Annotated in this window: 21 protein-coding genes; 17 read left to right on the forward strand and 4 right to left on the reverse strand. The window is 59.7% G+C overall.

Annotation, left to right across the window (positions count from 1 at the left end):
• Positions 1 to 7: 7 nt before the first annotated feature.
• Positions 8 to 787, forward strand: a complete 780-nt coding sequence (locus tag ACYJRZ_RS20830) for a GNAT family N-acetyltransferase (RefSeq protein ID WP_459462090.1) — start codon at positions 8 to 10, stop codon at positions 785 to 787.
• Positions 784 to 1197, forward strand: a complete 414-nt coding sequence (mutT, locus tag ACYJRZ_RS20835) for an 8-oxo-dGTP diphosphatase MutT (protein WP_459462092.1) — start codon at positions 784 to 786, stop codon at positions 1195 to 1197. Before ACYJRZ_RS20830 ends, mutT begins: the two co-directional genes overlap by 4 nt.
• Positions 1198 to 1251: 54 nt before the next feature.
• Here mutT and ACYJRZ_RS20840 read toward each other — a convergent pair whose 3' ends face one another.
• The gene (locus tag ACYJRZ_RS20840; protein ID WP_459462094.1) at positions 1252 to 1578 is read right to left on the reverse strand and encodes a hypothetical protein; all 327 of its coding nucleotides are present in this window, start codon (positions 1576 to 1578) and stop codon (positions 1252 to 1254) included.
• 390 nt (positions 1579 to 1968) lie between these two features.
• Between ACYJRZ_RS20840 and ACYJRZ_RS20845 the strand changes: the two genes are divergently transcribed.
• Together ACYJRZ_RS20845 and ACYJRZ_RS20850 are read left to right on the forward strand one after the other, a co-directional pair.
• The gene (locus ACYJRZ_RS20845) at positions 1969 to 2286 is read left to right on the forward strand and encodes a hypothetical protein (RefSeq protein WP_015341285.1); all 318 of its coding nucleotides are present in this window, start codon (positions 1969 to 1971) and stop codon (positions 2284 to 2286) included.
• A 76-nt stretch (positions 2287 to 2362) separates the two neighbouring features.
• A complete protein-coding gene (locus ACYJRZ_RS20850; RefSeq protein ID WP_459462096.1) occupies positions 2363 to 2545 on the forward strand; it encodes a Flp family type IVb pilin in 183 nt (60 codons plus the stop codon).
• Positions 2546 to 2565: 20 nt separating this feature from the next.
• On the opposite strand, the gene ACYJRZ_RS20855 is transcribed toward ACYJRZ_RS20850, so the two are convergent.
• Positions 2566 to 3450 (reverse strand): methyltransferase domain-containing protein, encoded by an 885-nt coding sequence (locus ACYJRZ_RS20855; RefSeq protein ID WP_459462098.1) that lies wholly within the window; start codon positions 3448 to 3450, stop codon positions 2566 to 2568.
• Positions 3451 to 3568: 118 nt separating this feature from the next.
• Between ACYJRZ_RS20855 and ACYJRZ_RS20860 the strand changes: the two genes are divergently transcribed.
• From ACYJRZ_RS20860 to ACYJRZ_RS20880, 5 genes are read left to right on the forward strand one after another with little or no spacing between them, the layout of a single operon-like run.
• On the forward strand, positions 3569 to 4345 hold the full coding sequence (locus ACYJRZ_RS20860) for a ComF family protein (protein ID WP_459462100.1): 777 nt from the start codon (positions 3569 to 3571) through the stop codon (positions 4343 to 4345).
• A 30-nt stretch (positions 4346 to 4375) separates the two neighbouring features.
• The gene (gene grxC / locus ACYJRZ_RS20865; protein ID WP_112336471.1) at positions 4376 to 4633 is read left to right on the forward strand and encodes a glutaredoxin 3; all 258 of its coding nucleotides are present in this window, start codon (positions 4376 to 4378) and stop codon (positions 4631 to 4633) included.
• 23 nt (positions 4634 to 4656) lie between these two features.
• Entirely contained in the window at positions 4657 to 5514 is an 858-nt protein-coding gene (locus ACYJRZ_RS20870; protein WP_459462103.1) for a carbon-nitrogen hydrolase family protein, read from the forward strand.
• Entirely contained in the window at positions 5511 to 5939 is a 429-nt protein-coding gene (locus ACYJRZ_RS20875) for a DUF1178 family protein (protein WP_459462105.1), read from the forward strand. Before ACYJRZ_RS20870 ends, ACYJRZ_RS20875 begins: the two co-directional genes overlap by 4 nt.
• Positions 5939 to 6526 carry a DUF3291 domain-containing protein gene (locus tag ACYJRZ_RS20880; protein ID WP_459462107.1) on the forward strand — a complete coding sequence of 196 codons (588 nt, stop codon included), beginning with the start codon at positions 5939 to 5941 and terminating at the stop codon, positions 6524 to 6526. The genes ACYJRZ_RS20875 and ACYJRZ_RS20880 overlap by 1 nt, the downstream gene beginning before the upstream one ends.
• Positions 6527 to 6562: 36 nt before the next feature.
• Here the strand turns inward: ACYJRZ_RS20880 and ubiG are convergent, their stop codons facing one another.
• Positions 6563 to 7315, reverse strand: coding sequence for a bifunctional 2-polyprenyl-6-hydroxyphenol methylase/3-demethylubiquinol 3-O-methyltransferase UbiG (gene ubiG / locus ACYJRZ_RS20885; RefSeq protein WP_459462109.1), 753 nt, complete (start codon positions 7313 to 7315; stop codon positions 6563 to 6565).
• Positions 7316 to 7579: 264 nt separating this feature from the next.
• On the opposite strand from ubiG, the gene ACYJRZ_RS20890 reads away from it, so the two are divergent.
• The 7 genes from ACYJRZ_RS20890 (at position 7580) to clpB (ending at position 18078) form a co-directional block, all read left to right on the forward strand.
• Positions 7580 to 8206: a hypothetical protein gene (locus tag ACYJRZ_RS20890; protein WP_459462111.1), complete on the forward strand. Its 627-nt coding sequence runs from the start codon at positions 7580 to 7582 to the stop codon at positions 8204 to 8206.
• Positions 8207 to 8377: 171 nt separating this feature from the next.
• Positions 8378 to 9652: an aspartate kinase gene (locus ACYJRZ_RS20895; RefSeq protein ID WP_459462113.1), complete on the forward strand. Its 1275-nt coding sequence runs from the start codon at positions 8378 to 8380 to the stop codon at positions 9650 to 9652.
• A 91-nt stretch (positions 9653 to 9743) separates the two neighbouring features.
• Positions 9744 to 12011, forward strand: a complete 2268-nt coding sequence (gene ptsP / locus ACYJRZ_RS20900) for a phosphoenolpyruvate--protein phosphotransferase (RefSeq protein ID WP_459462115.1) — start codon at positions 9744 to 9746, stop codon at positions 12009 to 12011.
• Between the two features lie 93 nt (positions 12012 to 12104).
• Positions 12105 to 13184: a peptide chain release factor 1 gene (prfA, locus tag ACYJRZ_RS20905; RefSeq protein ID WP_459462117.1), complete on the forward strand. Its 1080-nt coding sequence runs from the start codon at positions 12105 to 12107 to the stop codon at positions 13182 to 13184.
• Positions 13181 to 14056 (forward strand): peptide chain release factor N(5)-glutamine methyltransferase, encoded by an 876-nt coding sequence (prmC, locus tag ACYJRZ_RS20910; protein WP_459462119.1) that lies wholly within the window; start codon positions 13181 to 13183, stop codon positions 14054 to 14056. The genes prfA and prmC overlap by 4 nt, the downstream gene beginning before the upstream one ends.
• 347 nt (positions 14057 to 14403) lie before the next feature.
• Positions 14404 to 15102 carry a DUF4167 domain-containing protein gene (locus tag ACYJRZ_RS20915; protein WP_459462121.1) on the forward strand — a complete coding sequence of 233 codons (699 nt, stop codon included), beginning with the start codon at positions 14404 to 14406 and terminating at the stop codon, positions 15100 to 15102.
• 375 nt (positions 15103 to 15477) lie between these two features.
• Positions 15478 to 18078, forward strand: coding sequence for an ATP-dependent chaperone ClpB (gene clpB, locus ACYJRZ_RS20920; RefSeq protein WP_459462123.1), 2601 nt, complete (start codon positions 15478 to 15480; stop codon positions 18076 to 18078).
• Positions 18079 to 18180: 102 nt separating this feature from the next.
• Here the strand turns inward: clpB and ACYJRZ_RS20925 are convergent, their stop codons facing one another.
• A complete protein-coding gene (locus ACYJRZ_RS20925) occupies positions 18181 to 20121 on the reverse strand; it encodes a M23 family metallopeptidase (RefSeq protein ID WP_459462125.1) in 1941 nt (646 codons plus the stop codon).
• A 439-nt stretch (positions 20122 to 20560) separates the two neighbouring features.
• Here ACYJRZ_RS20925 and ACYJRZ_RS20930 point away from each other — a divergent pair.
• On the forward strand, positions 20561 to 20765 hold a 205-nt coding region (locus ACYJRZ_RS20930), incomplete at its 3' end, for a hypothetical protein (RefSeq protein WP_459462127.1).

Raw genomic sequence — 20765 nt, forward strand, 5'->3', positions numbered from 1 at the left:
CTAGCTGATGCATGCGCAGTCCACGATAAACAAGCTGCCCCTGGTGCGCAGGCTCGAAGCCGTCGGCTTCCGGGCCTGGCCTGCCTCGTCGGTGCAATATGACGGCAGTTGGCAAATCCGGCTAACGGCGGGTCATCCGTCAAAGCGGCTGAATTCCGTCGTGCCGCTCGATCCCTCCGATCATCGCGATCTCGAAATCCGCCTGGCAAAAGCGCAGCGCAAGTTCGAAGCCTATGGCAGGCCGATGGTGGTGCGCGAGACGCCGCTCGCCTCGCAGAAGCTTATCGATCTCCTGCGCGAGCGCGGCTGGACGTGTTTCGACGAGACGATCGTCATGACCGCCGATCTCGTCGATCTCGAATTGCCTGATATGTTGGATCATCTGCCGAGCCATGATGTCGGCCGCTTTGTCGATGCGAGCCTCATCGTTGATGAGGCCGATCCGGCTCTGAAGCCGGCATTGGCGGAAGTGGTGAGCGGCATCAAGCCGCCATCGGGCCTCTTTGTCATTGAAAATGATGATGCCGGGCCGGTGGCGACGACGCTTTGCGTGCAGGACAATGATCTTGCCGGCATCATGTCGGTTGCCGTCTCGCCGCAGCATCGGCGCAAGGGGCTCGGAGCCGAAATCCTGACGTCTGCATTGCGTTGGGCGCGGATGCGCAGCGCCAAGACCGCCTGGCTGCAGGTCAGTGCCGACAATGCGCCGGCTTTGGCGCTCTATGTCCGCTTCGGCTTCCGCGAAGCCTATCGTTATTGCTATTGGCAACCGCCGGAGAAAGCATGAGCGAGGCTGGCCGAAAGATCGTTCTCGTTGCTGCTTGCGCACTCATCGATGCCGATGGCCGTATCCTTTTGGCGCAGCGCCCCGAGGGAAAATCGCTCGCCGGCCTATGGGAGTTTCCCGGCGGCAAGGTCGAGGCTGGCGAGACGCCGGAGGAGACTTTGGTGCGCGAGCTTCAGGAAGAGCTCGGCATCCAGACGAAAATCGCCTGTCTCGCGCCGCTGACCTTCGCCAGCCACACCTACGATGCCTTTCATCTGCTGATGCCGCTCTACATCTGCCGTCGTTATGAAGGGATCCCGCATGGCCGGGAAGGGCAGGCAATCAAATGGGTGCGGCCCCAGGCCCTGCGCGACTACCCGATGCCGCCGGCCGACGAGCCGTTGATCCCGTTCCTGCAGGATCTGCTTTAAGAGCACCTGCGCCCAGGTCCGGTATTTGGCTGGCTGGCTGGAATTGTCCTCGGGTCAGATGTCCTTGAAGCGGAAGTTCGACTTGGTGAGCTGATCGAGGCTTTGCGCCGTGGACTCTCGATGAGACGGCCCTGCTTTCGGTGTTCTCCGCAACAGCTCCGCCAGCATTTCCGACTGTTCGGTTGAGTTCCGGCGGATCGCGACCAAGTGTTCGAGCATCAATCCAAACGTAAAAATCGCGGCACCGCAGAATCCCCAGAGAAGGACGACCACCAGCCCCGCGAAAAAGCCGTTGATGCCTCCGATGGCAACCATCCACATGGCCATCACGACGGCTACGGCTATGACGAGGCCGCCGACGACTTTGAACAATCCCACCATGCATTAGCTCCACTGCAACTTACGATAATAGCATCCGGCCGATAAGTCGCACCAATGCGAGTGAATATCAATATCAATCTATTGGATTACGTTGCGTTTTATACACGCTATGGTGTGTGGTTGCCGAAGCGATCTGTCATCCGAGGCGAAGCTTGATCCTTCCGGAATTTTTACAGCGCACATTCGGTGCGTCGAGGGACGGCTCATCGCAAACATGGTTAACGGGAATTAGCCATTTAATATCAGGCCGATAATGCGAATCACGCACTGTCCCGGAATTTTACGTCTCATTAATTTGCATGTGGATATTAAGGGATCGTTTATGACCTTCTGGCATTCAATTCTCTCAATCAAGCGGGTTGTTGGGTGCGTTAGAGAAGGCTTGACATAATGGACGACGATTTCTGGAAAGCTGTTCAGGAAAAAGAGCAGTCCTATTCCACGTCGCGCAGGACGGGCGCGTTGAATATCGCTTTGCTGTTCGGTACGGCGGCGGTCGCGCTTTCGCTTATTCTGACCCCCATGCTCTCTGACAAATCCAAGTCGCGCGTGCTTGCAAGCGCGCCGGATATTGACAATATTGCCACGGGTTCGATCCCGCAGACGGAAAACGGCAAGCGGTATACGATCCGCCGCAGCGTTTTGCAGCAGGAACCGGGTTCGGTCTGCATCGTCCAGGGTTATGGTGCCGATACCGGCTGCCAATAGTGCATGAGCATAGCCTGCCGGATGCCATGACGAGCATCGGATTCATCAGTTGTCCAATGCTGGGAGCTTCGAGCTTATGCGTTCCGTTCGGCGTATTTTCACCGATAAGACCGGTGCCACGGTCATTGAATATGGTCTCATCGCTGCCTTGATGTCGGCTGCCATCATCAGTGGTGTCGGCGCCTTCGGCGGCAGCCTTTCAAACACATTCAATCTTCTGTCCAATACAATACAGAATTCGGCGGCGTCCCAGAACTGACGTGGCCGGCAAATCTTTGGCTACTGCTTCAGCTTGTGCTCCTCAACCTTGAGCGCATCCGCCAAGCGCGTCTTGGCAGAACCAGGCCGCAGTGGCTTTTGCTGGCTTTCGTGTGGTGTCCAGCCGGAGACGTAGATGATCGAGAATGTCGCCCTGATCCGCCCGTCCGGATCGGAATAGCGCTCAGCATAGATCTCGGCCGCACGCAGAAAGAAGGCACGCGTCAGCGGCTTGCGGCTGCGATCGACCAGCGGATTGGTCATGCCCATGGCGCGCAGGTCGCGCATCAAGGCAAACAGATTGTCGTAGCGTACGGTGTAGTTTTCAGCATCGATAACCGGCAGGGTAAAGCCGGCGCGCTGAAGGAGACCGCCGACATCACGCACATCGGCAAAGGGGATGACGCGCGGGCTGGCACCCCCCGTCAGCTCGATTTCGGTCGCGAGCAGCACGTCGCGCAATTCCTGTAGGGTTCCTGAGCCGGGGATCGCCGCCAGGAAAAGGCCATCGGCCTTCAGCGCTCGGCGGATCTGAATGAAGACGCCGGGCGTGTCGTTGGTGACATGCAGGTTGAGCGGAGAGAGCGCGAGATTGACCGATTCCGGCTCCAGCGGCAGTTCCTCTGGCGGCGCCTCGATGATGGTCTCGCCGGGAGCGGCAAAGCCCTTCTCGCTTTCGATCCGTTTCAGATGACCGATCTTGCCCGTCGCCAGAGCCAGGCGCGCAGCAATGCCGGTCGTGCCGTGCAACTCGACCGCTTCGTCGAAATGGCGTTCGGTGACAGCAAGCCGCTCCGCCAATTCGCCGGCGGCGATATCGAGCAGGAAAGAGGCATTCGTATCACCTTGTTTTAGCGCCCGGCGCTTGCGGGCCGAAAGCAGCGATTGGTCGAACACGATTTCCATGGTGGTTTCCTGCACTATCGTCAATTCGGCTGGGCATGCCGGGCACACGCGTTTCTCTCGCACAATTCCGAGCGGAAAACCGCTATACACTTTTCCCGGAATTGCTAGTCTCAATCATATGGGGATGATGGTACGCGAAATCACCTTGTCTATGCTGGGCGCCGGGCTGAAAAGGTCCTTCGTGGCGCTCGCCGATCTCGTCTATCCGCCCGCATGCCCGGGCTGTGGGGTTTCGGTCGGCGCGCATCGAGGCCTCTGTCCGACATGCTGGTCCGGTATCCGCTTCATCGAACGGCCCTATTGCGAGGTGCTCGGCAGCCCGTTTTCCCATGATCTTGGTGCCGGCATTCTGAGTGCCGAGGCGATTGCCGATCCGCCTGTCTTCGACCGTCTGCGCTCCGCCGCCGTCCATGATGGTATAGTGCGGGATCTCGTTCTCAGCCTGAAATATCGCGATCGCACCGACCTCGCGCCGATGATGGCTGGCTGGATGCTACGCGCCAGCGACGGGACGGTGGCTGCCTGCGATGCGATTATTCCGGTGCCGCTGCACCGGGCGCGGCTGTTTGCGCGCAAATACAATCAAGCGGCCGAACTTGCGCGGCATATCGCACGCCTTTCGGGCAAGCCGCTGTTGGCAGCAACGCTCCTGCGCGTCAAACGCACGACCCAGCAGGTCGGGCTGGGAGCCAAGGCGCGGCAGGACAATGTGCGCGGCGCTTTCGCTGTCTCCGAGCATCGGGCGGCCGATATATTCGGGCGGCGCATCGTGCTCGTCGACGACGTTTATACGACCGGCGCCACGGTTGCGGCTGCTACGCGGGCCTTGAAGAAAGCAGGGGCCGCCGATGTCACGGTTTTGACCTTTGCAAGGGTCGTCGGCCATCTTATATGACAATCAATATAGGCTTTTCCGGAGTGGATCATGGCATCCGTCGTTATCTATACGCGTGAATTCTGCGGCTATTGCGCCCGTGCAAAATCCCTGCTCGAATCCAAAGGTGTCGATTATGTCGAGCACAACGCCACCTATTCGCCCGAGCTGCGGCAGGAGATGATCGCCAAGGCAAATGGCGCTTCGACCTTCCCGCAGATCTTCATCAATGGCGAGCATGTTGGCGGCTGTGACGATATCCACGCACTCGACCGGGCCGGCAAGCTCGACCCGATGCTGGCTGCCTGATCCATATTGACGAGGAGAAACCGATGAGCTTCAAGGCTGCTGCCATCCAGATGTGTTCCGGCGTCGATCCCGTGAAGAACGCGGCTGATATGGCCCGTCTGGTGCGTGACGCCGCCTCGCGAGGGGCGATCTACGTGCAGACGCCGGAGATGACCGGTGCCGTGCAGAAGGATCGACCGGGCTTGCGCACCGTGCTGCGTGACGAGCCGAACGATATCATCGTCAAGACGGCCTCCGAACTGGCCAAGGAACTTGGCATCCATCTTCACATCGGCTCGACGGCCATTGCACTGGATGACGGCAAGATCGCCAATCGCGGTTTCCTCTTCGGTCCCGACGGCAAGCTCATCAATCGCTACGACAAGATTCACATGTTCGATGTCGATCTTGACAATGGCGAGAGCTGGCGCGAAAGCGCCGTCTACCGGCCGGGGTCGGAAGCACGCATCGCCTCGCTGCCATTCGCCGAACTCGGCTTTTCCATCTGCTACGATGTCCGCTTTCCGCAGCTCTTCCGCGCCCAGGCCGTTGCCGGCGCCGAAGTAATGACGGTGCCTGCCGCCTTTACCAAGCAGACGGGCGAAGCGCATTGGGAAATTCTGCTGCGCGCCCGTGCCATCGAAAACGGCATATTCGTTATTGCCGCCGCCCAGGCCGGCAAGCATGAGGACGGCCGCGAAACCTTCGGCCATTCGATGATCGTCGATCCCTGGGGCAAGGTGCTGGCATCGGCCGGCGGCACAGGCGAGGCGGTCGTCATCGCCGAGATCGATATCGCTGCCGTCAAATCGGCCCATGACAAGATACCGAACCTGAAGAATGCGCGTGAATTTTCGCTGGAGAAGATCGCGACGCCGGCGGCTGGAGGCGTCGCTGCTTGATCCGTTATTCGCTTACCTGTGAGAGTGCCCATGAGTTCGAGGGCTGGTTTTCCGAAAGCGCCGATTTCGACCGTCAGGTCGCGAGCGGCTTCCTCACTTGTCCCGTCTGCAATTCGGCTAAGATCTCCAAGCTGCTGATGGCGCCTTCGGTTTCGACGGCGCGCAAGAAGGACGAGATGCAGACGCTTGCGATGGACGCAGCACGCAAGCAGGCTTTGGTGAAACTCAAGGAAGCGGTTGACGCCATCAAGGCCAATGCCGAGGATGTCGGCACCAAATTCCCCGAGGAAGCCCGCAAGATCCATTACGGCGAGGCGGATGCGCGCGGGATCATCGGCAAGGCAACACCCGACGAGGCGCAGGCCCTCGTCGACGAAGGTATCGAGATCGCCGCCATTCCCGTGCTGCCCGACGATATCAACTGATGCCGGCAGGCGCGGACAAGCATCTCGCAATGTATAATTTCGGGCTGCACGTCGCAGCCTATGAGAGCCCTGCAGTCGAGGGTTTTCGGCTGCGAGAAGCGGCGAACTTCGAAGCGGCTGCGTGTGCTCACGGCTTCTTAGGCCGCTCCGGTTATGCCGGCGAGCCCGGCATCGCCTGCTGGGGCGAGCAGGTCTTTCCGCGTTTCATCGAGGGCAGCGGCTTTCAGACTGCACCATCGTCCCTTTCGCTTTGGGCCGATATCGAATCGCTGATGGCATTCACTTATAGCGGCGTGCATGCCGATGCCCTGAAACATGGGCGACACTGGAATGTCAGGCAGAGCTGGCCGCCGCTTGTTCTTTGGTGGGTGGAGGCTGGAGCCGTTCCGCGGTGGCAGGATGGTGTCGAGCGCCTCGAACACCTTCATGATCATGGTGCAAGTCCAAGGGCGTTCTCATTCAAACAGCCCTATGGATCCGATGGTCAATCACTTGAGATCGACCGTTCTCGTATCAAGGAGATCGCTGCTCGCAATGCCGTGAGCCAGAGCGAGTTGCTGGCGCATGTGCTGACATTGAAAATTTGAAGCGCGAAGGCCTGAGGGTGGTTCGCAGGTGCGCGATCAGCTCAGATTCGCCCGCTTCGCCAGCAGCATATAATTGACATCCATATCCTTGGAGAGATTCCAGCGGTCCTGCAGCGGTGAATAGAAGACGCCGGTGCGGGCAATGATGTCGAGGCCATTCGCGGCAAGCGGCTTTTCGATCTCCTCCGGACGCACGAGCTTTTCATATTGATGGGTGCCGCGCGGCAGCCAACGTAGGACGTTTTCGGCGGCGAAGATCGCAAGGGCCGCTGCCTTCATGGTGCGGTTGATGGTCGCAACGAACATCAGGCCGCCCGGGCGCACCATTTTTGCGCAGGTCGACAGGAAGAATTCGACGTCGGCGACATGCTCGACCACTTCCATGTTCAGCACGATATCGAAGGTTTCGCCGGCCTCGGCCAGTTGCTCGGCCGTGACGGCTCGGTAGTCGACGGGAACGCCGGAAGCCTTTGCATGCGTCGAGGCAATGCCGATATTCTTCTCGGAAGGATCGGCACCGACGACAGAGGCGCCCATGCGCGCTACCGGCTCCGACAGCAGGCCGCCGCCGCAGCCGATGTCGAGCACGCGCAAGCCCTCAAGCGGCCGGCTGCTCTTTGGGTCGCGATCGAAATTTTCGCAGGCCCGGTCGCGAATATAGGCGAGGCGCACCGGGTTGAACTTGTGCAGCGGCTTGAACTTGCCGGTGGGGCTCCACCATTCCGCCGCCATGGCGGAGAAACGGTCCACTTCGCTCTGGTCGATCGTGCTCTTCGCCGTTTCGTTCATGGCTTGCTCCGTGATTTGCGTCGCTCGAAGGTTCGGCCGACCGCACACAATAATTCTATCCGTAGGGTGAAGTCGGACGATCGATGCGCGATGTCAAGGCCCTGCGATCTTCGATCACCTGTGGGCTATCCCGATCAGGAGGCGCGAATTGCGATGCGAAGGTTGACATAGAGGTATCTTATGGCCGATCAATCCCCGGGGCTGTGAAATGGACTTTCGGAACCGGGATCGATGGCGATCGACCGGCTTGTAGAGGAGTTCCTCATGAGACCACTCCGTCTCGCGACGGCCATCGCCATGGGCTGGCTCGCGGCCAGCCATGCAAATGCCGGAGACGGCAAGGGGTTTCGCCTGACGATCGACGGGGTCAGTGTCGGCATCAATCCCGGCGATATGCTCGAAGTTACTATGAAGGACGGCAGCAAGGTGCCGGTGGAGTTGCAACGCAGCGAAACAGTGACCTTTACGGGCGGCAAGTTCTCCTTCGATCATGATGGCAAATTCACAGTCGCAAAGACGGATCTCGGCGACGGCGTGCAGCAATATGCGCTGATGACGCCGATCGGCACCGGCATTATCGTGCAGGTCTATAAGGGTCTCAATCCGTCCAGCTACACCGATGTGGTCCTGCAGCAGATGGTGCAGGAGAGCCTCAATGGCGGCGCGAAGATCAGTAAGCGACCAACCCAGCGCACGTTGCCGAGCGGCACGGTTCTGAAGGGCCTCAAGGCCGAAACGACGACGGACGACGACGTCATGGAATATGAGATCGTTGCGACCGGCCGGCCGGAAGGCGGCGTGCTTGTCGCCACGTTCCTCAATAAAGAAAATAGCCCCAAGGAAGGGGGCATTCTCGACAAGCTCTGGTCCACCCTAAAAGTGGATTTTTAAAGTAAACTTTTCGTCGCCTCTGGCGCCCGATGCTATTGCGCCTGCCCGACAAACTCGCTAAGAGACGGCCCCATTGAGATCACGCTTTTCCGGCTACCGAACCGGAAGGGCGATTTTGCATGTCGGGCTTTTCGCGTTCAGCCGCCCGGCGCAGGGTACTGGTAGAGGCACATGGCACGCATCGTGATGAAATTCGGCGGGACCTCCGTCGCGGATCTGGACCGTATCAAGAATGTCGCCCGCCATGTGAAACGCGAGGTCGATGCCGGTCACGAAGTGGCCGTCGTCGTTTCCGCCATGTCCGGCAAGACCAACGAATTGGTCGGCTGGGTTCAGAACATGCCCAAGGTCGCCGGCGCCAATCACTCGATCTATGATGCGCGTGAATATGATGCCGTCGTGGCTTCGGGCGAGCAGGTCACCTCCGGTCTACTGGCGATTGCGCTGCAGGCGATGGGCATCAACGCCCGCTCCTGGCAGGGCTGGCAGATCCCGATCCGCACTGACAATGCGCATGGCGCAGCCCGCATCCTCGACATCGACGGCGAGGATATGATCCGCCGCATGAAGGAAGGCCAGGTGGCAGTTGTCGCCGGCTTCCAGGGGCTCGGTCCCGACAATCGCGTTGCGACGCTTGGCCGCGGCGGCTCCGATACATCAGCCGTTGCGATCGCCGCCGCCGTCAAGGCCGACCGCTGCGATATCTATACCGATGTCGATGGCGTCTATACGACCGATCCGCGCATCGAACCCAAGGCACGTCGCCTGAAGAAGATCGCCTTCGAGGAAATGCTCGAAATGGCCTCTCTCGGCGCAAAGGTGCTGCAGGTGCGCTCGGTCGAGCTTGCCATGGTGTTCAAGGTCCGCACCTTCGTGCGCTCTTCTTTCGAGGATCCCGATGCTCCGGGCATGGGCGATCTGCTCAACCCGCCCGGAACGCTGATTTGTGACGAGGATGAAATCGTGGAACAGGAAGTAGTCACCGGCATTGCCTATGCCAAGGATGAGGCCCAGATCTCGCTGCGCCGTCTTGCCGACCGGCCGGGCGTATCCGCCGCGATCTTCGGGCCGCTGGCCGAAAACCACATCAATGTCGACATGATCGTCCAGAATATTTCGGAGGACGGTTCGAAGACCGACATGACTTTCACGGTCCCATCAGGCGATGTCGAGAAGGCGTTGCGCGTTCTTGGTGAGAACAAGGAAAAGATCGGCTACGACGTCGTCCAGAGCGAATCAGGCCTGGTCAAGGTTTCGGTTATCGGCATCGGCATGCGTTCGCATGCAGGCGTAGCCGCGACGGCTTTCCAGGCACTTGCCGAAAAAGGCATCAACATCAAGGCTATTACGACGTCAGAAATCAAGATTTCCATCCTGATCGACGGTCCTTATGCAGAACTCGCAGTCAGGACTTTGCATTCCTGCTACGGTCTGGATAAGAGTTGAGTCACGACTGCTGACGACGGACCGTGACGGAGGCGAGTTTCGGCCGGCCCTGACGTGGGCATGACATCTTGATTCGGGAGCTAGTGGCGCAATGAGAGACCTATCCGGCGGTCCACGCGTTCTGCTCAAGCGGCTACGCGAATTGATGGCGGAGCCGCTGGAGCCGCAGGAGCGCCTTGACCGGATCGTCCGCCAGATTGCCAGCAACATGGTTGCCGAGGTGTGCTCGGTTTACGTGCTGCGTGCCGACGGAGTCCTTGAGCTTTATGCCACCGAGGGCCTGAATAAAGAGGCCGTCCACCTTTCGCAATTGAAGATGGGGCAGGGCCTGGTCGGTACGATCGCGGCTTCTGCCCAGCCGCTGAACCTTTCGGACGCGCAATCGCATCCCGCCTATCGCTACCTGCCGGAAACCGGCGAAGAGATCTACCATTCCTTCCTCGGCGTGCCGATCCTGCGCACCGGCCGGTCGCTTGGTGTCCTCGTCGTCCAGAACAAGGCGAGCCGCACGTATCGCGAGGAAGAGCTGGAGGCGCTCGAGACGACGGCCATGGTGCTGGCCGAGATGATCGCCACCGGCGAGCTGAAAAAGATCACCAAGCCTGGCCTGGAACTCGATCTCACCCGTTCCGTCACCATCGATGGCGACAGCTATAATGAAGGTATCGGGCTCGGCTATGTCGTGCTGCACGAGCCGCGCATCGTCGTCACCAACCTCTTGAACGAGGATGCCGACAAAGAAATCGGCCGTCTCGCCGAAGCGCTTGGTTCGCTGCGCATTTCGATCGACGATATGCTCTCGCGCCGCGACGTTTCCATGGAGGGCGAACATCGCGAGGTTCTTGAAACCTACCGCATGTTCGCGCACGACCAAGGCTGGGTGCGCAAGCTCGAGGAAGCCGTCCGCAACGGCCTGACCGCTGAAGCTGCCGTCGAAAAGGTGCAGAGCGATACCAAGGCCCGCATGATGCGCCTGACCGATCCTTATCTGCGCGAGCGCATGCACGATTTCGAGGATCTGGCGAACCGGCTTTTGCGGCAACTCATCGGGCATGCTGGCCGCACCAGCGCCGAAGGTTTCCCGAACGATGCGGTCATCTTTGCGCGTGCGATGGGCGCGGCGGAACTGCTCGATTATCCGCGCGCCAATATTCGCGGCCTGGTGCTGGAAGAGGGCGCGGTCACGAGCCATGTCGTCATCGTGGCGCGCGCCATGGGCATTCCAGTCGTCGGACAGGCGGTAGGCATTGTCGCGCTGGCGGAAAATGGCGATTCGGTCATCATCGATGGCGATGGCGGCCATGTTCACCTTCGGCCTATGGCCGATCATCAGCGCTCCTATGAGGAGAAGGTCCGGTTTCGCGCCCGCAGGCAGGAACAGTTCCGGGCTCTGCGCGCCGTCGAGCCGGTCACCAAGGACGGGCAACGCATTTCGCTGCTGATGAATGCCGGCCTGCTGGTGGACCTGCCGCAGCTTGCCGAATCAGGCGCAGAGGGTATCGGCCTGTTCCGCACCGAGCTGCAGTTCATGATCGCCTCGACCATGCCGAAGGCGGACGAGCAGGAAGCCTTCTATCGCAATGTCATGAAGCAAGCGGGCGGCCGTGTCGTCACCTTCCGCACGCTCGATATCGGCGGCGACAAGGTGGTTCCCTATTTCCGAGCGCATGAGGAAGAAAACCCCGCGCTCGGCTGGCGCGCCATCCGCCTCTCGCTCGATCGTCCCGGCTTGTTGCGCACGCAGCTCAGGGCCATGCTCAAGGCGGCGGCCGACAGCGAATTGAAGATGATGGTGCCGATGGTCACGGAAGTCTCCGAGATCAGAGCGGTGCGCGAGCTTCTGCAGAAGGAAGTGCAGCACCTCTCGCGCTTCGGGCACGGCCTGCCGCGCAAGCTGCAATTCGGTGCAATGCTCGAGGTGCCGGCGCTGTTGTGGCAGCTGGACGAGCTGATGGCTGAAGTCGATTTCGTCTCGGTCGGCTCCAATGACCTGTTCCAGTTCTCGATGGCGGTCGATCGCGGCAATGCCCGCGTCTCGGACCGTTTCGATCCGCTCGAGCGCCCGTTTCTTCGCATCCTGCGCGATATCGTGCGCGCGGGGCAGCGCAACAATACGCCGGTGACGCTTTGCGGCGAATTGGCCGGCAAGACGATTTCGGCCATGGCCCTGCTTGGCCTCGGCTTCCGCTCTGTTTCCATGTCGCCGGCCTCAATCGGCCCGGTCAAGGCGATGCTGCTCGGGCTCGATCTCAAGGCCTTGTCGGATGTCATGGAGGCTGCGCTGGATGACAAGCAGCCGAAGTCTTCGATGCGGGAGATTCTTGCGCACTTTGCCGAGAGCCACAATATTCCGCTGTAGCGTCCGATCCTGAAAAGCACGAAGCGGTTTGCAGGCAGGATCATGCGCATCACAACATCAAAGCAGAGATAATAAGAAGAATTGGAGTTGAGGGTGGCGAAGCTTCCCGTTGAAAAAATACGCGAGTTGGAACGCCGTTTCGGCGAGATCGAAGCGCGTATGTCCGCTGGCCCGGCCGCAGATGTCTATGTGAAGCTTGCTTCCGAATATTCCGAATTGCAGCCGGTCGTGACCAAGATCCGGGATTATGAGCGCGCCCTTACTGAGGCTGCCGATCTCGAGACCATGCTCTCCGACAAGTCGGTCGACCGCGACATGCGCGATCTCGCCGAAATGGAGTTGCCCGAGGTGAAGGAGCGCATCGAGACGCTGGAGCAGGCCATCCAGATCGAGCTCCTACCGAAGGATGCTGCCGACGAGAAGAGCGCGATCCTCGAAATCCGCGCCGGCACCGGCGGCTCCGAGGCAGCCCTTTTCGCGGGCGACCTCTTCCGGATGTATGAGCGTTTCGCCGCCAGCAATGGCTGGAAGGTGGAGGTTCTCTCCGCCAGTGAGGGCGAAGCGGGTGGTTTCAAGGAAATCATCGCCACCATCAGCGGCAAGGGTGTGTTTTCCCGATTGAAGTTCGAATCCGGCGTTCATCGCGTGCAGCGTGTGCCGGAAACGGAGGCGGGCGGCCGCATCCACACCTCGGCGGCAACGGTCGCCGTGCTGCCGGAAGCCGAGGAAATCGATATCGAAATCCGGCCCGAGGATATCCGCATCGACACCATGCGTTCTTCAGGCGCCGGCGGCCAGCACGTCAACACGACGGACTCGGCCGTGCGCATCACGCACCTTCCTTCCGGCATCGTCGTCACGAGCTCGGAAAAGTCGCAGCACCAGAACCGCGCCAAGGCCATGCAGGTCCTGCGGTCGCGCCTCTTTGACATGGAGCGCCAGCGCGCCGACAGCGAGCGTTCCGCCGACCGCAAGAGCCAGGTCGGCTCGGGCGACCGGTCAGAGCGCATCCGCACCTATAATTTCCCGCAGGGGCGCGTCACCGATCACCGTATCAACCTGACGCTCTACAAGCTCGACCGGATGATGGAAGGCGAGATCGACGAGGTGGTCGATGCGCTGCTGGCGGATTATCAGGCTAGCCAGCTCGCCCAACTCGGCGAACAGGCATGAGCGGCGGGCAGGGGCCAACCGTATCCGGGCTCCTACAGGAGGTGCGCGCGCGTCTTGCGGAGGCTGACCTCGATGATCCCGCGACGGAGGCGCGCATTCTTGTCGGCGGCCTTCTCCGTCTTTCCGCCACCGGGCTCGTGACGCGCGGCTCCAAAGTTGTGTCTGCTGACGACACGGCGGCAGTGCGGACGGCGATCGCGCGACGGCTGAATCACGAGCCGGTCTACCGCATTCTCGGTGAGCGGGAATTCTATGGTCTGTCGCTGCGGCTTTCGGCTGCGACGCTAGAACCGCGGCCCGATACGGAAATTCTCGTCGATACGATGCTGCCGCATGTCAGGCGTCTTGAATCCCATATCGGCAATATCCATATACTGGACATCGGAACGGGAACCGGAGCCATTTGTCTGGCTCTGCTTCATGAATGCCCCAGAGCGATGGGCGTAGGTTCTGACATTTCCAGCGAAGCGCTGGAAACCGCTCGCGGGAACGCTGAGCGAAATGGCCTGGCGGCGCGGTTCAGGACCGCGCATGGAAGCTGGTTTGACGCCGTCCACGAACGTTTTCATGTGATTGTCTCAAATCCGCCCTATATTGCGTCCAATGTCATTTCCACTCTCGCTCCAGAAGTAAAGGATTTCGATCCTCCCGCGGCCCTAGATGGGGGCCTTGATGGGCTGGACGCATATAGAGCGATCGCAAAAGATGCGGCGCGGTTTCTATTTCCGAATGGCATGATTGGAGTAGAGATCGGTTACGATCAGCGTGAAACGGTGACTTCGATTTTTGAAGGAGCAGGATTTTCCCTTGTCGAGGCAGTTCGTGACTACGGGCAGAATGACCGGGTTCTTGTGTTTGAATTTCAACATTAATGCGACGTTTTTCAGCGGATTTGTGGGACCCCGTTGTTATCGCAAAGAAAAAGCTTGGATTTCCTGAGGAAGCAATATAGGTTGCGCTCACGCGTTGGGCGGCTGGGACTGAGCGAGACGATTCGCTTATCTTGGACAGCCTCGGGGAACCGCTCTCTGGTAAGAGTGTCAAAGGTTGAAGATAACCCAATGCGTGATCAGTTTAATCTGACGTAGTCGAGCGGCAGACCGGCGCCAAAGCGCAGTTTGCTTGCGGCACGAAAGCCCTGGTTTGGCAGTGTCCGAACCTCGGCGGCAGGTGTCGTGTATAATTTTATCCCAACGAAGAGAATTCAGGTGAAGGATCTATGAGGCCAGGACAGCAGAACAAGCGCGGTCGGGGGCGTGGTAACAACAACGGCGGCGGCGGAAATAACAACAACAATTTCAACCGCAAGGGCTCGAACCCGCTGACCAGGACTTACGACAGCTCCGGTCCCGACGTGAAAATCCGCGGAACCGCACAGCATATCGCCGAGAAATACGCGGCCTTGGCTCGCGATGCTCAAAGCTCCGGCGACCGCGTCATGGCGGAAAATTACCTGCAGCATGCCGAACACTACAATCGGATCATTGCCAGCGCCCAGGCGCAGATGCAGGAGCGCTACCAGCGCGACGATCATCACAACTACAATGACCGCGATAATGCCGAGCGTGACATCGACGATATGGACGCGCAGGAAATCGACGATCAGCCGCAGATGGCTCAGCCTCACGTTCGCCAGCAGCAGGCTGCTCCAGCCGCTGCCGCAGCGCCCGCTCACGAGCCGGAAGCCATCAACGGTACGGGTCCGCAGCCTGTAATCGAAGGCATCCCGGCCGAAGTGGCGATCGAAGAGGAAACTCCGGCAGTCGCCGCCACCGAGCGGCAGCCGCGTCGCCGCAGTGCGGGTGGTAATCGCCCGCGCCGCCAGCCGCGCCGTAGCGCTGCATCGGGTGAAGGCGAAGGTCAAGGTGACGCCGCTTCGGGCGAAGCGCCAGCCATGGCGGATGCTACCTCGGAATAAGACTTTTGCGCCTTCTGGCGCAGGTGGTCACAATATTGAAACGGCAACGGCAGTGCGAGATGCACAGCCGTTGCCGTTTTGCTATGGGCGAATGGAAAGGGCTGAACGGTCATCAGGTCGCGAGAGGGAAAGATTCGCCACCCTCGACCGCCGAAGCTGGGTAGCCGGCCAATAAGTCGGCGCGATTTGCTAACCAAACCTCGTGCTTTTTTCGCGATTTGAACCCTTTAAACTCTTCAAATAGCCTCCCATATCTCCTCCAGTTGTCTTGCCGCAAATCTCAATGGCGGTAAGGCGGGCTCGCCTCTAGAGGGGGCTCAATCTCAATCATCGGTCTGTGCCGGGTTCGGGCAGAGCGATTTATGGAGGTCTCATATGAATATTGAAAAATACTCCGAGCGGGTACGCGGTTTCCTGCAATCCGCCCAAACCAACGCGCTCGCACAGGGCAATCAGCAGTTCACGCCCGAGCACGTTCTCAAGGTGCTTCTGGACGACGATCAGGGCATGGCCGCCTCATTGATCGAACGTGCCGGCGGCGACGCCAAGGCTGCCCGTATCGCCAATGATGCCGCACTTGCCAAGCTGCCGAAGGTTTCCGGCGGTGACGGCCAGGTCTATCTCTCACAGCCGCTCGCCAAGGTTTTCACGACCGCAGAAGATGCGGCCAAGAAGGCGGGCGATAGTTTCGTCACTGTCGAGCGTCTTTTGCAGGCGTTGGCGATCGAACCCACAGCGTCGACCTCGGCAACCCTGAAAAATGCAGGCGTCACGCCCGTCGCCCTCAATCAGGTCATCAATGATATCCGCAAGGGCCGCACGGCTGACTCCGCCAATGCGGAGCAGGGCTTCGATTCCTTGAAAAAATATGCCCGCGATCTCACCGCCGAGGCCCGCGAAGGCAAGCTCGACCCGGTGATCGGTCGTGACGACGAAATTCGTCGCACGATCCAGGTCCTGTCCCGCCGTACGAAGAACAATCCTGTGCTGATCGGCGAGCCCGGCGTTGGTAAGACGGCAATTGTCGAAGGCTTGGCGCTGCGTATCGTCAATGGCGACGTGCCGGAATCGCTGAAGGACAAGAAGCTGATGGCGCTCGACATGGGCGCGCTGATTGCCGGTGCGAAATTCCGCGGCGAGTTCGAAGAGCGGCTGAAGGCCGTACTCAACGAAGTGCAGTCGGAAAACGGCGAGATCATCCTGTTCATCGATGAGATGCATACGCTGGTCGGCGCCGGCAAGGCCGACGGCGCGATGGATGCATCCAACCTGCTGAAGCCCGCGCTCGCACGCGGCGAGCTTCATTGCGTCGGTGCGACCACGCTCGATGAATACCGCAAGCATGTCGAGAAGGATCCAGCTCTTGCCCGCCGTTTCCAGCCCGTCATGGTCGAGGAGCCGACGGTCGAAGACACGATCTCGATCCTGCGCGGCTTGAAGGAAAAATACGAACAGCATCACAAGGTGCGCATCGCCGATGCCGCGCTGGTGGCTGCCGCGACCCTGTCGAACCGCTACATCACCGATCGCTTCCTGCCCGATAAGGCCATCGACCTGATGGACGAGGCTGCAGCGCGCTTGCGTATGCAGGTGGATTCGAAGCCGGAAGAGCTTGACGAGCTCGATCGTCGCATCATCCAGCTGAAGATCGAGCGTGAGGCACTGAAGAAGGAAACCGACCAGTCCTCGGCCGACCGGCTGAAAAGACTGGAGGGTGACCTTGCTTCTCTCGAAGAGGAAGCCGATGCGCTGACCGCGCGTTGGCAGGCTGAAAAGCAGAAGCTCGGTCTTGCCGCCGATCTGAAAAAGCAGCTCGACGATGCTCGCAACGAGCTTGCCATTGCCCAACGCAAGGGTGAATTCCAGCGTGCCGGCGAGCTTGCCTATGGCGTTATCCCCAATCTGGAGAAGGAACTCCACGCCGCGGAAGAGCAGGATAGCGCCCGCGATTCCATGGTGCAGGAGGTCGTCACCGCCGACAACATCGCCCAGGTGGTTTCCCGCTGGACTGGGATCCCCGTCGACAAGATGCTGGAAGGCGAGCGCGACAAGCTGCTCAGGATGGAAGATGAGCTGGCAAAGTGGGTCGTCGGCCAGGGCGATGCCGTTCAGGCTGTTTCCCGCGCCGTTCGCCGCTCGCGAGCCGGCCTGCAGGATCCGAACCGGCCGATCGGCTCGTTCATCTTCCTCGGTCCGACCGGTGTCGGCAAGACGGAGCTGACAAAGGCGCTTGCCCGCTTCCTCTTCGACGACGACACCGCGATGGTGCGCATCGACATGTCGGAATACATGGAGAAGCATTCCGTGGCGCGGTTGATCGGTGCCCCTCCCGGCTATGTCGGCTATGAGGAAGGCGGCGCACTGACCGAAGCAGTCCGCCGGCGGCCCTATCAGGTCGTGCTGTTCGATGAGATCGAAAAGGCGCATCCCGATGTGTTCAACATCTTGCTCCAGGTTCTGGATGACGGACGCTTGACGGACGGGCAGGGCCGCACGGTCGATTTCCGCAATACGATGATCATCATGACTTCCAATCTGGGCGCTGAATATCTAACCCAGCTGAAGGAGGGTGATGACAGCGATCTGGTGCGCGAGCAGGTGATGGAAGTCGTCCGGTCGCATTTCCGGCCAGAATTTCTGAACCGTATCGACGAAATCATCCTGTTCCACCGCCTGAAGCGCGATGAGATGGGCGCGATCGTCGACATTCAGCTCGAACGACTGCTGAAGTTGCTCTCGGAGCGCAAGATCACGCTCGAACTCGATGACGATGCCCGCAACTGGCTCGCCAACAAGGGTTACGATCCGGTCTATGGTGCAAGGCCGTTGAAGCGGGTAATCCAGAAATACGTTCAGGATCCGCTCGCCGAGCAGATCCTTTCGGGTCAGATTCCGGATGGTTCGCTCGTCAAGGTCACCAGCGGTTCGGACCGGCTGCTGTTCCGGCCGCGTCAGTCGATAAACGAAGCGGCCTGAGCTGCGGCGACTGAGTAAATGCGTATGGCGGTCTTCGGGCCGCCATTTTGCTATTGACCGCACCGTCGAAAGATCAGCGTGAAATGCGCCGCGCGGTTGAGGCTATTTGCTGGCGATCTGCTTCGTCTTGTCGTCGGTCAGCAGTGCATCGATGCGCTTGCGCTCTTCCTGGAATTTGGTGAGTGCATCGCCTTCCAGCGATTTGCCGCCGGGAAGGCGGATGCGCAGCGGATCGACCTTCGTACCGTTGACGATCAGCTCGTAATGCAGATGCGGGCCGGTCGCAAGGCCAGTCGAGCCGATGAAGCCGATGACCTGTCCCTGTACCACCTTTGCGCCGGGGACGACGCCCTTGGCGATGGCGCTCTGGTGATTGTAGGAGGAGACGTAGCCGTTCGCGTGACGGATCAGTGTCTGGTTGCCGAAGCCGCCGGAATCCCAGCTGGCCTTTTCGACGATGCCGTTGCCGGCAGCGATGATCGGCGTGCCGCGCGGCGCCGACCAGTCGACGCCGGTATGCATGCGCGCAAAGCCGAGGATCGGGTGGCGGCGCATGCCGAAGCCGGATTTGAAGACGCCGGTGGGAACAGGATTGCGCAGCAGGAACTGCCGGATGCTCTTGCCGTTCTCGTCGAAGTAATCGATCGAGTGGTCCGTCGGATCCTCGAAGCGATAGAAGCGGGTTACGTTATCGCCGAACCTGGCGTTGACGTAGAGCAACTCGGAATCTGCCGTCGCCTGTCCCTTGCCGTCGGTGACGGAGAAGAAGGCTTCCAGCGAATCCGTCGGCTTCAATTGTGCCTGGAAGTCGACATTGCTTGCAAGCAGCTTGACGATCTGCGCCACCATTTCCTTGGTCATGCCGTAGGAGAGGGCGGCGCGATAGATGCCGTCATAGACGCTCGGCAGGTCGCGGCCGGCTGTCAGGACGGGCGCGTCGTTGTCGAAAGCCGTCGAGATGGCATCGAGCATTGGCGGCGCGTTCCCAGCAACGAATTCGCCATGATCGTTCTGCGCGACGGTCAGCAGATGCTTCGTGCCGCGATAGATGCTGGCGCGGATGATTTTTGCCTGCTCGCCCTTCTGCAGGATGCCGATGCGCAGCACGTCGCCGGCAGAGACATCGGACGAACCGAAAAGCGGCTGGATCTTGCTTGCGACATCGTTCGCATCGGCCTTGAGGTAGCCGGCACCGGTCAGCGCCGCGGCAATCGGCATGTTCTCGCGGACGGGAATAATGTCATCGGCAAATTCTTCCGTCTGGGCGGTCACCGCTTCCGGCGCCGAAACGGACATGTTCTCCTCGACGATACGTGCCGAAAGGCCCGCCGTCAGGTCGACATCGGAATCGTCATTGGCGAAACGGCGCGGGTCGACATAGTAGAGCGCCGAAAGCTGGGCATTGCCGTCGGCCAGCACCGAACCGTTGGAACGGACATTCTCTTCGACCTCATCAAGCGACATGGAGCCGGCGAGCTGGAATGGAATGTCCTTGGCAGGAGCGGGGATCGTCTTCAGGCTGACTTCGGATTCGACGTCCGATCCGTAGATGGCTCCGGTCTTGTTGGCCGGCTGCGGTATGCTGTCGTCCGTCGAAAAGATCGCCAGAGGGTCGAAGGGCGGGTAGCTCTCGCTGGCGATCCGGTTGGTGGCGAGGGCGATCTTCACATGGGCGAAGGGCTGGCGGCGCACGACTTCCTTGTCACCATCGCGCACCACGGTCGACACTTCAAGAATATTGCGGTCGGAAGGCTTTGAGGCGATCGCTGTGGAAATCAGTCGGCCCCCGCGCGTGACCTGGTCCTCGGTAGTATTATGACTATCGACCGTCGCATAGGCTTCCGCGGGGATGGCCAGCTGCTGTCGGCCATCGAGTGCGGCAAACAATGCCACGCCCATCAGGATGCTTGATGTGACGCCGGTGAGAAAGGTGCCGGAAAGCCAACGGAGGGAAACCTCACGCCGATCTGGTGCCCGCCGACCATCCGCCAAGATTGGCGGCTCGTTGCCGAGCGATCGGAGCATCATCTTGTCCGTCATCATGCCGATCGTGATCCGCTTCCTTCATGCAAGCCCGCAGGCTGGGAGCGAAGATGTGCATATTTATGACAGGAGTGTCAAATGAACGGGGCGTTTTTTGCGGCGATCCATATGCTGTTTCCCATAAAATGGCAGGGTCGCCAATGAAGATAGGGACGTAGAAATACGGTTTTGCGGCTTATTCTGTCACCATGCACGCGGCCTGACGCTCTCTACAGGATATCTGTGGGTGTTTTTGCAGCCAATTTTCGCTGATCACAGGGGATGTTCATAAAACTCACATAAGAATCAATTAGTTATCTGTTTTTTGATTTTTTTCAAAATAGGCCTGTTGACTAGTTCGGGAGGTAGGGTCTATAAGCCCGATCACTGACGAGGGCGGCGGCGCTGCTGGCGACGAAGTCTCTCGCTCTGGTGTTTCCTGGATTGGCTGCGATGCTGATTGCTGGTTCTGGGCTTAGGTGCCTGGGATTGCGGGAATGAATTTCGACTGGGTTTTCTGGTCAGTTATTTGACAATTGAAGATGAGAAGAAAGAGAAACGTGGGCGGCGGAGCTTCGCGGGACCGGAAGAGATTTCGGTTCTGGAAAGAGACTTCGACGGTTACGTTTTGAACAAGAGAATACACTCTGTTTCTTTGGCTTTTA

The sequence above is a fragment of the Rhizobium sp. No.120 genome (assembly GCF_054558365.1).